Here is a 14959-nt window from a genome sequence, read left to right on the forward strand (position 1 = left end):
CCGCCCAGACCGGCCCAACGCGCCTTTTCAAACCAGCCAGCCCGTGCTAGGCGGCGCGCAAGATAGTCCGGCGGACAATTCCGCCGCCCAAAGATGGAGATGCCCGATGGCACTGGAACGCACCTTTTCGATCATCAAGCCCGACGCCACCCGCCGCAACCTGACCGGCAAGATCAACGCCAAGTTTGAAGAAGCGGGCCTGCGCATTATCGCGCAAAAGCGCATTCACATGACCATGGAGCAGGCTGGCGTGTTTTATGAAGTCCACAAGGAACGTCCGTTTTATGGCGAACTTTGCGAATTCATGTCCTCGGCTCCGGTCGTCGTGCAGGTTCTGGAAGGCGAAAGCGCCATCACCAAGAACCGGGAAATCATGGGCGCCACCAACCCAGCAGACGCCGCACCCGGCACCATCCGCGCCGAATTCGCCGAGTCGGTTGGCGAAAACTCGGTTCACGGTTCGGATGCGCCCGAGACCGCAGCAGTAGAAATCGCCTATTTCTTCGCTGGTCTCGAACTGGTCGGCTAAATCGCGCGATCCCCACCGGATCGAACATTGAACACGTTAAGAAAGGGCTGCACCGATGACGTGCGGCCCTTTCTCATTCCGGCTGCGGGCAAGCAGCGACGATCAAGAACCGTCAGACGCACGCAAACCGTGCATACCTGCCAGAGCCGACATCTTCAGCTTTGCAAAAATACTCCGGGGGAGTCGCCCGGAGGGCGGCGGGGGCAGCGCCCTCTCTAGAAACGTCCCAATGGGACCGTTCAGCTGTTACCGTTCCCGGTAAAGCGAGCAGCATCTGCCGCCGCGCGCCGGATGGCGTTGGATTTGTGAACGGTTTCCTGATACTCGGCCTCCGGATCGCTGTCATAGACAACTCCGCCCCCAGCCTGGATATAAAGCTTGCGATCCTGCACCACCGCCGTACGCAGCGCGATGCACATGTCCATATCACCACCGGCCGAAAAATAGCCGACGCCGCCACCATAGACACCGCGCTTTTCTGGCTCCAACTCGTCGATGATTTCCATCGCGCGCACCTTGGGCGCGCCGCTGACGGTACCTGCGGGCATCCCTGCGAAAAACGCGTCAAGCGCGTCCTTGTTTTCGTCCAGTTCGCCAACCACGTTGCTGACAATGTGCATCACGTGAGAATAACGCTCGATGATGAATTTCTCAGTCGGACGTACCGTGCCGATCTTGGCGACCCGACCGGTGTCATTCCGGCCCAGATCAAGCAGCATCAGATGCTCTGCCAGTTCTTTCTTGTCCGCAAGCAGGTCTGCTTCGAGCGCCCGGTCCTCTTCAGGCGTTGCGCCGCGCGGGCGGGTGCCTGCGATTGGGCGGATCGTGACCTCGCTACCAAACACGCGCACCAGAATTTCGGGCGACGCCCCGATCACCTGAAAACCGCCAAAGTTAAAATAGAACATAAAGGGCGACGGGTTGGTTCGGCGCAAGCTGCGATACAGTGCAAAGGGGGGCAGGGGAAACTCTTGCGTCCATCGCTGTGACGGTACGACCTGAAAGATGTCGCCGGCGCGGATATAGTCTTTGGCGGTCTCCACCGCGGCCTTGTAGGCATCGGGTGTAAAATTGCTGACCGGGGGGGCAACTTCGGCGGCATCCCCAAGGTCGCGGGTTTCGGCTGGCATGGCACGTTCAAGATCGCGTACCGCATCCATCACCCGTTCTGCCGCCTGAGCATAGGCCGCGCGCGCAGTCTGGCCATCGCTGACCCAGGCAGGCGAAACCACCGTGACCTCGCCCTTGACCCCATCCAGAACTGCCACGACCGAAGGGCGTAACATCACCGCATCCGGCAGGCCCAGCGGATCGGACGGGACATCCGGCAGATGTTCCACCAGCCGCACCATGTCATAGCCGAGATAGCCAAACAGCCCGGCAGCTGCCTGTGGCAGGTCTTCGGGGAGCGCGATGTGGCTCTCGCCAATCAGGCCGCGCAGGTTGGCCATGGGATCGCCCTGTTGGCCTTCGAACGCATCCGGATCAAAGCGGGCGGATCGGTTCAACTCGCTTTGAACGCCCCGGCAACGCCAGATCAGGTCCGGTTTCATTCCGATGATCGAATAGCGCCCACGCACTTCGCCACCGGTCACGGATTCAAGCATGAAGGCGTCCTTTTGCGCGCCCGTCAGCTTGAGCATCAATGACACCGGCGTGTCGAGATCGGCGGCAAGCCGCGTGTAGACAACCTGATTTTCGCCCGCCTCGTAAGCGCGGGCAAAACTGTCGTAGTCCGGTGTCAGCGCCATGATCTGCCCTTACTGGAAACTCGCCTGCACGGCGTTCAGCGCCTGCTGGTCAATTTGCGGTTTAGCGCGCAGACGGGCATCGCGCATGAAGGCCTCGAACAGAGCTTCGGCCAATGCCTGATCAAGGCCATCGCCAAACGCTGTTTGCATCGCGGTCAGCTCAGCGGTCTCTTCCGGCGGCAGGGTATCCTCAAGCCGCACGATCAAAACGGTGCCTTCGCCAGAAATCACGCGCAGTTCGCCTTTTTCCATTTCGAACACCTGCGACATGAAATCCGGAGGTGTGCCTTCGACAAATGCCGTTCGCGTCATGCTGTTCTCGACGCGAAAGGACAGGCCGGTTTCGGTGAAATCTTCGCCTTCACCGAGTTCTGCAACAATCGCATCTGCCTGCGCCCTCAGCGCAGCTTCGGTCTGCTCCAGCGCCCATGCCTCGGCGACCTTTTCGCGCGCGGCGGCAAAGGGTTCCGGGCGAACCGGCAGCACTTCTTCCAGACGCAGGGCAAAGATCGCGCCATCCTCGGTAAAGTCGATCTCAGGGAAATCATCTTCGGTGACGGCGGCGGCGGCGGCACGGAATTCCGCATAGGCGGCCACACCTTCGTGTTCCTCGTCTGTCCAGTTGATGGTGCCGAGCGCCATGTCGGTTTCCTCGACAAGTTCCTCCAGCGTTGCACCTCCAGCCATCAGATCGTTGATCCCTTCGGCCTGAGTCTCGATCAGCCGCCGGGCGCGATCCCCTGCGAGTTCGGCGCGCAATTCTTCTTCGACCTCTTCAAACGCGGTCACACGTGCCGCGAGGTTTCCGTTGACGCGGTAGAGGGAGGGGCCGAGCTCGGACGGAAGCGGGCCGAGTACATCGCCGATCTCGGCGGCAAATACATCGTCCGCAGCTTCGCGCAGATCGTCACGGGTAACGTCGCCCAAGTCGATATCGGCGAGGGCCAGGCCACGTTGCTCGACCAATGCCTCAAAGGTCGTGCCGCCGACATCAAGCTGTGCCTTTGCACTCGACGCCGCCGCGATATCGGCAAATGCCAGACGTTCCACCAGTCGCCGTTCGGGAATGTCGTATTCCTCACTACGACTGTCATAAAGGTCGCGCAGGGCGGTTTCATCGATTTCGACCTGATCGAGAATCATTTCCGGTGTCATCAGGACATAGGTGAGACGCTTGGTTTCGGGCAGCGTGAAATCATCCGGATGATCGTCGTAGTAGCCCTGCAATTCTTCGGGAGTTGCGGCGGGAATCGGTGTTTCAAGATCCTCGGCCGTCATCTGCGCCCAGGTAAAATTGCGCCTTGCAGCGATGTAGTCGGTCATGGTCTGGGTCAGGACGTCGGGCATCGTGGTGCCTGCCACAACCGCACCCTGAACAATCGTGCGGGCGGATTCGGCGCGCAGATCGTTTTCAAAGTCGGTTTCGTTCAGGCCAGCCTGGCTGAGGGCAAAGCGATAGGATTCGCGATCAAATGCACCGTCGATCCCCTGAAACGCCGGGATTTGCAGAATTTCCTGCTGCAGGTTTTCATCGCCGATGGAAATGCCGAGGTTCGCAACTTCGTTATCCAGTGAGGCGAGCCCAACGAGCCGGGATAGGACCACCTGATCCAGCCCCATGGCGCGGACCTGTGACATCGGCAGGGTTTGACCCGACTGTGCCTCGATTGCGCGAATCTCGCGTTGAAGTTCGCGGCCATAGTCGTCGACGCTGATCGGTTGATCACCCGCATATCCGATGGTGCGGATCGTGCCGCTGAGGTTGGTTGCGCCAAAACCGGCCAAACCCACGATCAGAAGTGCGAGGATAATCCAGACGAATGTCTTGGATAAACTTTTAACGCCTGCGGCCATGATGCCTCCCTGCCTGGCAATGATCTGCCTTGTTTTTCGCCGCCTTGTCTACGACGCGTGTTCTGGGGGGGCAAGACGGGTTCAGGCGGGCAGGGTGGCCATTCGGTCAAAAAACGCGGCAATTCCGGCGCGGTCGAGGTTGGCAAAGGCGATGCGCAGATGGCGAGCGCCATGGGAATCACCCGGCGGCGTGAACATCGTGGCGGGCAGGGCAAGGATGCTGGCCTGCTTGACCATCGATTTTGCCAGCTGGTCAGACGGCATGTCGAACGGATGTTCGACATAAGCGAAATAGGCACCCAACCCTCGCAAGGCCCACCCTTGCGCGGCAAGAACGGGAAACCCGTCACGGATCGCGGCGCGACGCGCGAGAATTTCCATACGCTCGCCCGCCAACCAGTCTGACAGGTTCCGCATGCCCCACAGCGCCGCTTGCTGGCCAGTCTGGGTCGGGCAGATCGTGACCGTGTCGAGAAACTTCTCGATCTCCAGCAGCAGGTCGGCAGAGGTCACAATCGCGCCGACGCGGTGCCCGGTGAGGCGATAGGCCTTGGAAAAGGAATAGAGATGCAGCAGCGTCTGGTCCCAATCGGGATCGGTAAACAGATCATGCGGCGCGCCATCGCGGCTGTCAAAATCACGATAGGTTTCATCCACGATGAGCTTGATCCCGCGCGATTTGGCGAGATCATAGAAAGCGCGCAACAGCGACGCAGGGTATTCGGCCCCGGTGGGGTTGTTGGGCGTGACAAGAACGATGGCCCGTGTGCGGTCATTGATCAGCTGTGCCGCCTCGTCGGGATCGGGCAGCATGTCCGCCTGAGCAGGCAGCGGAACAGCGTTGACCCCGGACATATCAAGCCACATCTTGTGATTGAAATACCAAGGGGTTGGCAGGATAACCTCATCCCCCTGATCGGTAAGCGTGGCGATCGCGGCGGCAAAGGCCTGATTGCAGCCCGAGGTGATGGCGACCTGCGCTTGCGCGATCTCGCCATTATATCTGGCGCTGCACTGGCTGGCAAGTTCGTCGCGCAGCTCGTTCAGGCCCAGAACGGGCCCGTAGAGATGAATGGCGTCATTGGTCAGGACCATGTCGGCCAGCGCCTGTCGCAATTCCTGCGGTGGTGGTGCCACGGGCGCGGCTTGCGACACTAGCATCAACGGGCGATCCGCAGGGTGTTCGATCCCGTTGAGCCAGCCAAAGGTCTCGACGATCGGAGAGGGAAAGGTGGATCGTGTACGCGTCATGTCAGGCCCCAGAAACGGTAGTAATTCGCGGTCAGTCCTTGCCCCGGTAAGGCTCGACATATTGCAGTGCCATGTCCCAGGGGAAGAAAATCCAGGTGTCTTGGCTGACTTCGGTGATAAAGGTATCGACCTGCGGGCGCCCCTTGGGCTTGGCGTAGACGGTCGCGAAATGCGCTTTGGGGAACATCTTGCGCACGACTTCAAGGGTTTTGCCGCTGTCCACCAGATCATCGACGATCAGGATGCCGGTTCCGTCGCCCATCATCTCTGCATCCGGGGATTTCAGCACCTTGGCTTCGGACTGGGCCTGATGGTCGTAAGATTTGATACTGATCGTATCCACCGTGCGGATATCAAGCTCGCGCGCGACGATCATCGCAGGGGCCATGCCGCCGCGGGTAATAGCCACAACCGCGCGCCATCCACCGTCGTCGGGGCCGTGACCATCCAGACGCCAAGCCAGCGCGCGGCTGTCGCGGTGGATCTGGTCCCAGCTGATGTGAAAACCCTTTTCGTGGGGCAGGCGGTTGTCAGTCATGTGATCACTCCTCGTCTGTTTCGCATTAGCGCAAGCCCGAGGCTAAGGAAAGTCCGCTCTCGGTTGATCAACGCCCGAACAGAAGCCTCAGGCCAAGTGCGCCAAGGACGGCGGCGGCAATCCGGTCAAACGCCGGTTTCAGGTTCAGATAGCGTTGCCGGACCGGGCCGGTCGAGAGCAGTACCGCCAGCAAGGGTTGCACGGTAAGTTCGACAGCCAGGTGATTGAAGAAAATAAAGGTTTTCTGATATGCGGTCAGATCGGGCGGAAAGATCACCAGCAAGACGGCCGCCGCGAACATCACCGATTTCGGGTTGCCCAGGTTGATCAAGAGGCCCTGCAGGAACATGCGCTTGCCCGACGGGGCGTTAACCTCGCTTAAAGGCTGTCGCGCACCGCGCCACGTGGTCCAAGCGATGTAGAGCAAGTATGCCGCTCCGAGCCCCTTGAGTAAGCCGTAGGCCCATGGAAACAGGGTGAACAGACCTTCAAGGCCCAACAACGCCGTCAGCGTCCAGAGCGCGGCCATGACCGCCAGCCCAGCCGCCGCCGCTAGCCCGGCGCGGCGACCATGCGCCATCGAGCTTCGTGTCAGAAAGAGAAGGGAAGGACCCGGACTCGCGATCGCCGCCAGCAGCGTCAGGTTGAAGGCAATGACATGCGCGAAGTCCATCGCGGCCTAGCCCTTGGTCATGTCCGGTGCGTCCACGGCTTTCATTCCGACAACGTGATAACCTGCATCCACATGCAGCACCTCACCCGTCGTCCCCGCACCGAGATTGGACAGCAGGTACAGCGCCGATCCGCCAACATCGTCAATGGTCACGTTGCGCCGCAGGGGAGAATTGTTTTCGTTCCACTTCATGATGTAGCGGAAATCGCCAATGCCGCTGGCGGCGAGCGTCTTGATCGGCCCGGCAGAGATCGCGTTGACGCGGATGCCGTCCTTGCCCAGATCTTCGGCCAGATAGCGAACGGAGGCCTCGAGCGCAGCCTTGGCGACGCCCATGACATTATAATGTGGCATGACGCGTTCGGCACCATAGTAGGTCAGCGTGAGGCAAGACCCGCCCTCGTTCATCATCTTTTCGGCGCGTTGAACAACTGCGGTGAAGGAATACACCGAGATATCCATGGAGAGTTGAAAATTGGCGCGGCTTGTGTCGACATAGCGCCCACGCAATTCGTTTTTGTCGGAGAAGCCGATGGCGTGAACGATAAAATCAATCGTGCCCCATTGTTCCTTCAGTTCGTCAAACAGCGCGTCAATCGACGCTTCATCCCCTACGTCGCAGGGCAGGACAATCTCGCTGCCCAATTGCGCGGCAAGCGGATCAACCCGTTTTTTAAGCGCATCACCCTGATAGGAAAACGCCAGGTCGGCTCCGGCATCTGCAAGCGATCTGGCGATGCCCCATGCGATCGACTTGTCATTCGCGAGGCCCATGATCAGCCCGCGTTTGCCGGCCATTAGTTGATTTGACATTTTTTTCTCCGACAAAAGCGCAATGTGGCCTTGACCTTTAGGCGATTGACCTGACTGCTTCAAGTACTGGCAGACAGTAGGACACGGTGCGTGGGCGACCGATGCGAAGGGGATACATTGACTGAACGGGATGGGAAATTCGCAGGAGATGATCCGTTTGCGATTGCACAGCGCTGGCTGACCGAGGCGCAGGCGAGCGAACCGAACGATCCGAACGCCATCGCGCTGAGCACGGTGGATGCGGACGGGCTGCCAAATGTGCGTATGGTTCTACTGAAAGAGATCGAACCCGCCGCATTCGTTTTTTATACCAACTACGAAAGCCAGAAGGCGCAGGAACTGGACGGGGCAGGTAAGGCAGCGTTTGTCGTGCACTGGAAATCGCTGCGTCGCCAAATCCGGGTCCGAGGCACAATCAGCCGGGAAGACGGCCCGCAGGCCGATGCGTATTTCGCCTCGCGCTCTCTCAAGAGCCGCCTTGGCGCCTGGGCGTCGCGTCAATCGCAACCTCTGAACAGCCGCGCGACGTTGATGGCAGAGGTCGCAAAGGTGACGGCGCAGCATGGGACGAACCCCTCACGCCCACCGTTCTGGGGTGGCTATCGGCTCGTGCCGAGCCATATCGAGTTCTGGGCCGACGGTGCCTTTCGATTGCATGATCGGTTTCTCTGGCAACGCCCAGATGAGGGCGCAGAATGGCAGATTCAGCGACTCAGTCCGTGACATTCACGTCACGCGAAATGCAACCACTTGTAATTTCGTCGCAATTTCTTCTTGAAATTGGTACTTAAACTTGTCCACTACTTCGTGTAACAATGGGGCAACAATCATCGTGGTGGTTAACTTGTGGCGGACGATCTGAATAGCATGTACCACGTGCGCGGTCAGGTAAAGTGGTTCGATCCCGTCAAGGGGTTCGGCTTTGTCGTGTCTGACGAAGGCGGACCGGATATTTTGCTGCATGTAAATGTCCTGCGTAATTTCGGGCAGAGCTCTGTTGCTGACGGCGCCGGGATTGAAGTTGTCACCCATCGGACAGACCGGGGCGTTCAGGCGGTCGAGATTGTCAGCATTACGCCACCGGCGCGCGAAGAAATTCCGGTTCTGACGGACTTCGCCACGTTGGATTCGGATGTCATTCACAATGCGCCGCTTGAACCCGCGCGGGTCAAGTGGTTCGACAAATCCAAGGGATTTGGTTTCGCCAATGTCTTTGGCCGTTCCGAAGATGTCTTTCTGCATATCGAGGTCCTGCGGCAATCGGGCCTTGCGGACCTGCAACCGGGTGAAGCGCTCGCGATGCGGGTGATCGATGGCAAGCGCGGCCGGATGGCTGCTGAGGTCATGGCCTGGGAAATGGCCGTGTCTGCGACCGACTCCTGATATGATACGCATCGCTGTGTTGTTGATTGCACTGTTGTGCGGTGGCGCGGTGGTCGCCGCCGAATGTCGCGATAATCATGTTGAGATACGTGGCCCGTGGGGCGAGGCGGGCTTTGCGGTCGAGACCGTGGATACGCCCAAGGCACGGTCACGGGGTTTGATGTTTCGCGAGTCTATGCCACGCGGGTCCGGTATGCTGTTTGTCTACGAGGCACCGCGACGGGCGAGTTTCTGGATGAAGAACACGCTGATTCCCCTTGATATGATCTTTGTGGACAAGACCGGTACGGTAAAGCACGTGCATCACCGCGCGGTGCCAGGAGACCTGACCGCGATTGAAGGCGGAACTGGCATTTACGCAGTGCTGGAAATCAACGGCGGATTGGCCAAGAGCTACGGTATTTCGCCCGGTTCACAGATGCGACACATAGTTTTTTCAGATGGTCCGGCAATATGGCCCTGTTAGGGCTTTTCAAATCCGATTGGCCCGGCTAGAGAGGCGCACGGTCCGGGGCGTGGCGCAGTCTGGTAGCGCACCTGTTTTGGGTACAGGGGGTCGTGAGTTCGAATCTCGCCGCCCCGACCGCTTACGACAAGATGAGCCTGATGCTCGCAAGCATGTGGGCAGATGGCTCGGGTGAAAGCTGAGGGGCGCTGCCCCTCAGACGCCCCGGAGTACTTTCACAAAGCTGAAACTATGTCCCCGGCAACGCTGAGGCGTCTTCACGGTTCGGGCACGCCGCCTGACCGCTGGTAGAGGGCATTGACGACCCGGTTCAACCGTGGGTCTTGTTGCCGTACATGCAGCGGCGCACCCGATTTCTGCGGCACATTCAGGTAGACATCGTTTTCAACGAGGAATCCCGGCGCATCTTTTCGTGTCTGAAAGCGTATGACGAGTTGCGGCAGATCGGTTGTAGTGCCGTCATAGCTCAGGATGATCGCAGCGGTCGGCTCGGGTGGCAAGTATTCGCGACATTCGATCGAATCCTGTGTCGGCCGAAGGAATGTCTGAGCGGGACCTTCACAGGCTGATTCCAGCGCGGCGACCAGCGAGTCGGGATAGGAGGCGAAACGCGCCTTGGCGTTCGATGCCACCATATCTTGTGTCTCGCAGCCCATTAGCACTACTGCCAGTAGTGGTAAAATCGGAGCAGGGGCCGGGCGCATCGAACGGATCTCCAAAAAAATTCTGTGACCGTCATGCGACACGAAGCTGAGGTCAGACTCGGTGCATAACTCGTGATGTCCCTAGTGCCGCAGCGCGGCAAAAGGCAAACCCATTTCTTAACATGACACGCCAAAGCCCGTTGAAACAGGCAAATTCTTGCTGTGGCCTCCCGAGCGTCCCGAGGTTGCACCTGCGTTAACCTTTTGTGGATGAATCGCCTCGCTCTTGCGAACGCAAAACCGGGTTTGCGAGGTCAACAAAAAAGAGTCCCAATTTGTCGAATAATTGCGTTGACCATATGCGGTCAGATACGTCAAATTGTATGAACTGGCCGCTGAGCCACTAAATCTGGTAGGAATAGCCAGAGGCTCTGACAAGGTTGGGACGGTAAAGCACCACTGGTACGTCACGGCGCGCACGCCGATGTCTCTCTTGCTCTGCAAGGGGCCGGTACTGTTTTGCCTCGTGCTGCGGGCACACCAAAAATGGCGTCGGAAAATCCGGCGCGGGCCTGAAACAGGGCTTTGAAAAATAGCTGGAAGACAGAGGCAGCGCACATGAAGATTGAACGCAAATTCACCACAGCCGGCCAGGACGCTTATGCCGCGCTCGATTTTATTTCGGCGACTTCGGAAATCCGCAATCCGGACGGAACAATTGTGTTTCGTCTGGATGATGTCGAGGTCCCCTCAAGCTGGAGCCAGGTCGCAAGTGATGTGATCGCCCAGAAATATTTCCGCAAGGCCGGTGTGCCAAGCCGGTTGAAAAAGGTACGTGAAAAGAACGTGCCCGAATTCTTGTGGCGGTCGGTTCCCGATGGCGATGATGTCGAGATGGGCGGTGAAACATCTTCCAAACAGGTATTTGATCGCCTGGCAGGCGCGTGGGCCTATTGGGGCTGGAAGGGTGGATACTTCAGCTCCGAAGATGATGCGCGCGCCTATTACGACGAAATGCGATTCATGCTGGCAACACAAAAGGCAGCGCCCAACAGCCCGCAATGGTTCAACACCGGTCTGCACTGGGCCTATGGCATCGACGGACCGGCGCAGGGCCATCACTATGTCGATCACAAGACCGGCAAGCTGACCAAATCCAAATCCAGCTATGAGCACCCGCAGCCACATGCCTGCTTTATTCAGGGGGTACAGGATGACCTCGTCAACGAAGGCGGCATCATGGACCTATGGGTGCGCGAGGCGCGGCTTTTCAAATATGGCAGTGGCACGGGCACCAATTTCAGCCATCTGCGTGGCGAGGGCGAAAGCCTGTCGGGCGGCGGAAAATCAAGCGGCCTCATGGGTTTCCTGAAAATCGGCGACCGGGCGGCAGGTGCCATCAAGTCCGGCGGCACCACACGTCGCGCGGCCAAGATGGTGATCGTCGACGCCGATCATCCGGATATCGAAGATTTCATCAACTGGAAGGTGCTGGAAGAGCAAAAGGTCGCCAGCATCGTGGCCGGTTCGAAAATGCACGAGAAAAAGCTGAACGGCATCTTTGAAGCCATCCGTGTTTGGGACGGGGCCGAGGCGGATGCCTTTGACCCGACAGTAAACGCGGCGCTCAAGGAAGCGGTTCGCGACGCCAAGCGCAACATGATCCCTGAGACCTACATCAAGCGGGTGCTGGATTATGCGCGGCAGGGTCACACAAGCATCGAATTCCCGACCTATGATACAGATTGGGATTCCGAAGCCTATAACAGCGTTTCAGGCCAGAACAGCAACAACTCGATCCGGGTCACCAACGCGTTTCTGACCGCTGTTGAAAAGGATGCGGATTGGCAGCTGATCAACCGTGTTGATGGCAGCGTTGGCAAAACCATCCGGGCGCGTGATCTGTGGGAGCAGGTTGGCCACGCGGCATGGGCCTGTGCCGATCCAGGCATCCAATACCACGACACTGTCAACGAATGGCACACCTGCCCGGAAGATGGCGAAATCCGCGGATCGAACCCTTGCTCCGAATACATGTTCCTGGATGACACGGCCTGCAACTTGGCGTCTATGAACCTGCTGACTTTCCTCAAGGATGGCGAGTTTCAGGCTGAAGATTACATGCATGCCTCGCGTCTCTGGACCGTGACGCTGGAAATCAGCGTGATGATGGCACAGTTCCCGTCCAAGGAAATCGCGCAACTGTCCTATGATTTCCGCACGCTGGGTCTTGGCTATGCCAATATCGGCGGTCTGTTGATGAACATGGGCTACAGCTATGACAGCGACGAAGGCCGTGCACTTTGTGGCGCCCTGACCGCGATCATGACCGGTGTTGCCTATGCCACCAGTGCCGAGATGGCGGGCGAATTGGGTCCATTCGCGGGTTACGAGCGCAACAGCGATCATATGCTGCGGGTGATCCGTAACCACCGCAATGCGGCCTACGGCGCGACCGAAGGCTACGAGAAGCTGGCGGTCAAACCGGTACCGCTGGATCACGGCAACTGTCCCGATACGCGGTTGGTCGATCTGGCAAAATCTGCCTGGGATGAGGCGCTGAGCCTTGGTCAAAAGCACGGCTATCGCAATGCGCAATCCACGGTAATCGCGCCGACCGGAACAATCGGGCTAGTCATGGATTGCGACACCACCGGGATCGAGCCGGACTTTGCACTGGTCAAGTTCAAGAAACTGGCAGGCGGTGGTTATTTCAAGATCATCAACCAATCGGTTCCAGCGGCACTTGAAAAGCTGGGCTATGGCTCTGCGCAGATCGAGGAAATCGTATCCTACGCTGTGGGTCACGGCACCATCGGCAATGCACCCGCTATCAACCACACCACGCTCGCGGGGCATGGCTTTGGCGCCAACGAACTGGCCAAGGTCGACGCGGCGCTGGCCAGTGCGTTTGATATCCGGTTCGTGTTCAACCAGTGGACCCTGGGCGAAGAGTTCTGCCAGAACGTGCTGGGAATCCCTGCGGCCAAGCTCAACGATCCATCGTTTGACCTGCTGCGCCACCTCGGCTTTAGCAAGAAAGACGTTGAACTGGCGAATGACCACGTTTGTGGGACCATGACGCTGGAAGGCGCTCCGTTCTTGCGCGAGGAGCACTATGGCATCTTCGATTGTGCCAATCCCTGCGGCAAGAAGGGCAAGCGTTATCTGTCGGTCAACAGCCACATCACCATGATGGCCGCTGCGCAAAGCTTTATCTCGGGGGCGATCAGCAAAACGATCAACATGCCGAACGATGCCAGCATCGAGGATTGTCAAAAGGCATACGAGCTGAGCTGGTCCTTGGGCGTCAAAGCCAACGCGCTTTACCGTGATGGCTCCAAGCTGTCGCAACCGTTGGCGTCTGCGCTGGTCGAAGATGATGACGACGCTGCAGACACGCTGGAAAGCGGAACGCCGCATGAAAAGGCGACTGTGATTGCCGAAAAGATCATCGAAAAGGTCGTGGTCAAGGAAATCATCAAATCGCACCGCGAAAAGATGCCACAAAGACGCAAGGGCTATACGCAAAAAGCCATTGTCGGTGGACACAAGGTCTATCTGCGGACCGGCGAATACGAAGACGGAAATCTCGGCGAAATCTTTATCGATATGCATAAAGAAGGTGCCGGGTTCCGGGCGATGATGAACAACTTTGCCATCGCGGTTTCAGTTGGCCTGCAATACGGGGTGCCGCTGGAAGAATTCGTCGACGCCTTTACCTTCACCAAATTCGAACCTGCCGGCATGGTGCAGGGCAATGACAGCATCAAGAACGCAACCTCGATTCTCGACTACGTGTTCCGCGAACTCGCCGTGTCTTACCTCGACCGGACCGATCTGGCGCATGTAAAACCAGAAGGGGCGACGTTCGATGATCTGGGGCGTGGCGAAGAAGAAGGTGTCTCCAACGTCAGCGAACTCAGCGAAACCGCGGCGAGCAAATCGCTGGAAGTGCTGAAGCAGATCAGCTCGACCGGCTATCTTCGCAAACGTCTGCCTCAGGAGCTCGTGGTTCTGCAGGGAGGCGCGAATATGGGCGCGACGGCGCTGGCGGTTTCGGCGGATGCGGCACAAACGCTGCAAACACTGGTGCCTGAAGTGTCGGCCGGAGTTGTGGCAACCACAACTTCCGTTTCGACCGGCACCGTATCGCTGGATGCACGGACAAAGGCCAAGATGCAGGGCTACGAAGGCGAGGCCTGTGGCGAATGCGGCAACTATACGCTGGTGCGCAACGGGACTTGCATGAAGTGCAACACCTGCGGTGGGACTTCGGGATGCAGCTAAAGACAGTCGATATGAACGGCGTATCGGTAACTACCTTTCCTTGTGTAGTTGTGACCAACTCCGGACAGAAGATAGTAGCCGAGCCCGATGATTTCTATGGAAGAGGACGTTTCCTTGTAAATCTGGAGGAATTGGGTGCGACAGGTTTGACTGGCGACAATATCGAGGAAATCCAAACGATGGATGGCGAACCGATCGAGGTCCAGTGGAGCAAGTCTGGAAACGGAAGTTTGGTCAACCTGAGCTGGAACAGCTTCATGTTTCAAGTCGCAAAGTTGAGGCTTACGAGATCGCGTCAGAAATGACGCGTAGGGGTCGCAGGGCTGCGAAACAGTGACGGGACCTCGACGAAACACATGGGATGGGCCGATGGGCGGCCCGTCTGAAACGGCAAAGGGGTGAGACTCCGCAGAAACCTTCGGTTTCCGCTTTGTCTCTCTCTTAGGAAATCCGGCGGATTTCCAAGGGACAAGGGGCGGGTGCGCTCGCTCTTGGCGACGTTCAGGCCGCAGGCAAAAAAACACCGGGCGGTAAACTAGATGAGCCTGAACGGCGAAACTCAACGGGGGTCAATTGGCCCCCGTTTTTTCCATTTCAAGAACAGTTTGTTTTTCGATTTGCCGAGGATTGCGGCATTACCAGCGTGACTCAATCATGGGGAGACTTTAACGTATGATAGTTCGCGGAATTGGCTAAATCCGCGCAAACCAGTTACGCACGAGTGCTACCTTTTCCTCATCGAGCCAAAACAACTTATCGCAAGGAAA

At 58.2% G+C, this 14959-nt stretch carries 13 protein-coding genes and 1 tRNA gene; 7 read left to right on the forward strand and 7 right to left on the reverse strand.

Going from position 1 to position 14959, the window contains the following annotated elements; genetic code table 11:
• The first annotated feature begins 106 nt into the window (after positions 1-106).
• On the forward strand, positions 107-529 hold the full coding sequence (gene ndk, locus ABJO75_RS11080) for a nucleoside-diphosphate kinase (protein WP_348130277.1): 423 nt from the start codon (positions 107-109) through the stop codon (positions 527-529).
• Between the two features lie 239 nt (positions 530-768).
• Here the strand turns inward: ndk and trpE are convergent, their stop codons facing one another.
• From trpE to fabI, 6 genes are all read right to left on the reverse strand, one after another.
• Positions 769-2280 carry an anthranilate synthase component I gene (gene trpE / locus ABJO75_RS11085; protein WP_348130280.1) on the reverse strand — a complete coding sequence of 504 codons (1512 nt, stop codon included), beginning with the start codon at positions 2278-2280 and terminating at the stop codon, positions 769-771.
• A 9-nt stretch (positions 2281-2289) separates the two neighbouring features.
• Positions 2290-4134: a peptidyl-prolyl cis-trans isomerase gene (locus tag ABJO75_RS11090; protein WP_348130283.1), complete on the reverse strand. Its 1845-nt coding sequence runs from the start codon at positions 4132-4134 to the stop codon at positions 2290-2292.
• 81 nt (positions 4135-4215) lie between these two features.
• A complete protein-coding gene (locus tag ABJO75_RS11095) occupies positions 4216-5385 on the reverse strand; it encodes an aminotransferase (RefSeq protein WP_348130286.1) in 1170 nt (389 codons plus the stop codon).
• Positions 5386-5416: 31 nt separating this feature from the next.
• Positions 5417-5923 (reverse strand): xanthine phosphoribosyltransferase, encoded by a 507-nt coding sequence (gene gpt / locus ABJO75_RS11100; protein WP_348130289.1) that lies wholly within the window; start codon positions 5921-5923, stop codon positions 5417-5419.
• A 67-nt stretch (positions 5924-5990) separates the two neighbouring features.
• Positions 5991-6596 carry a LysE family translocator gene (locus ABJO75_RS11105; RefSeq protein ID WP_348130291.1) on the reverse strand — a complete coding sequence of 202 codons (606 nt, stop codon included), beginning with the start codon at positions 6594-6596 and terminating at the stop codon, positions 5991-5993.
• A 6-nt stretch (positions 6597-6602) separates the two neighbouring features.
• Positions 6603-7409 carry an enoyl-ACP reductase FabI gene (gene fabI / locus ABJO75_RS11110; protein WP_348130294.1) on the reverse strand — a complete coding sequence of 269 codons (807 nt, stop codon included), beginning with the start codon at positions 7407-7409 and terminating at the stop codon, positions 6603-6605.
• A gap of 117 nt (positions 7410-7526) precedes the next feature.
• Between fabI and pdxH the strand changes: the two genes are divergently transcribed.
• The 4 genes from pdxH (at position 7527) to ABJO75_RS11130 (ending at position 9375) form a co-directional block, all read left to right on the forward strand.
• Positions 7527-8132, forward strand: a complete 606-nt coding sequence (pdxH, locus tag ABJO75_RS11115; RefSeq protein ID WP_348130297.1) for a pyridoxamine 5'-phosphate oxidase — start codon at positions 7527-7529, stop codon at positions 8130-8132.
• Between the two features lie 123 nt (positions 8133-8255).
• Complete coding sequence (locus ABJO75_RS11120) at positions 8256-8792, forward strand: cold shock domain-containing protein (protein WP_348130300.1); 537 nt, start codon at positions 8256-8258, stop codon at positions 8790-8792.
• A gap of 1 nt (position 8793) precedes the next feature.
• Positions 8794-9258, forward strand: a complete 465-nt coding sequence (locus ABJO75_RS11125; RefSeq protein ID WP_348130303.1) for a DUF192 domain-containing protein — start codon at positions 8794-8796, stop codon at positions 9256-9258.
• Positions 9259-9301: 43 nt separating this feature from the next.
• A tRNA-Pro gene (locus tag ABJO75_RS11130) sits at positions 9302-9375 on the forward strand.
• 140 nt (positions 9376-9515) lie between these two features.
• Here ABJO75_RS11130 and ABJO75_RS11135 read toward each other — a convergent pair.
• A complete protein-coding gene (locus ABJO75_RS11135; RefSeq protein WP_348130306.1) occupies positions 9516-9893 on the reverse strand; it encodes a hypothetical protein in 378 nt (125 codons plus the stop codon).
• A 627-nt stretch (positions 9894-10520) separates the two neighbouring features.
• Between ABJO75_RS11135 and ABJO75_RS11140 the strand changes: the two genes are divergently transcribed.
• Positions 10521-14192 (forward strand): vitamin B12-dependent ribonucleotide reductase, encoded by a 3672-nt coding sequence (locus ABJO75_RS11140; protein ID WP_348130309.1) that lies wholly within the window; start codon positions 10521-10523, stop codon positions 14190-14192.
• Positions 14183-14497: a hypothetical protein gene (locus ABJO75_RS11145; RefSeq protein WP_348130311.1), complete on the forward strand. Its 315-nt coding sequence runs from the start codon at positions 14183-14185 to the stop codon at positions 14495-14497. The genes ABJO75_RS11140 and ABJO75_RS11145 overlap by 10 nt, the downstream gene beginning before the upstream one ends.
• The last annotated feature ends 462 nt before the right edge of the window (positions 14498-14959 follow it).

Origin of the sequence: Sedimentitalea sp. (genome assembly GCF_039973035.1) — a bacterium.
Lineage (GTDB): Bacteria > Pseudomonadota > Alphaproteobacteria > Rhodobacterales > Rhodobacteraceae > Sedimentitalea.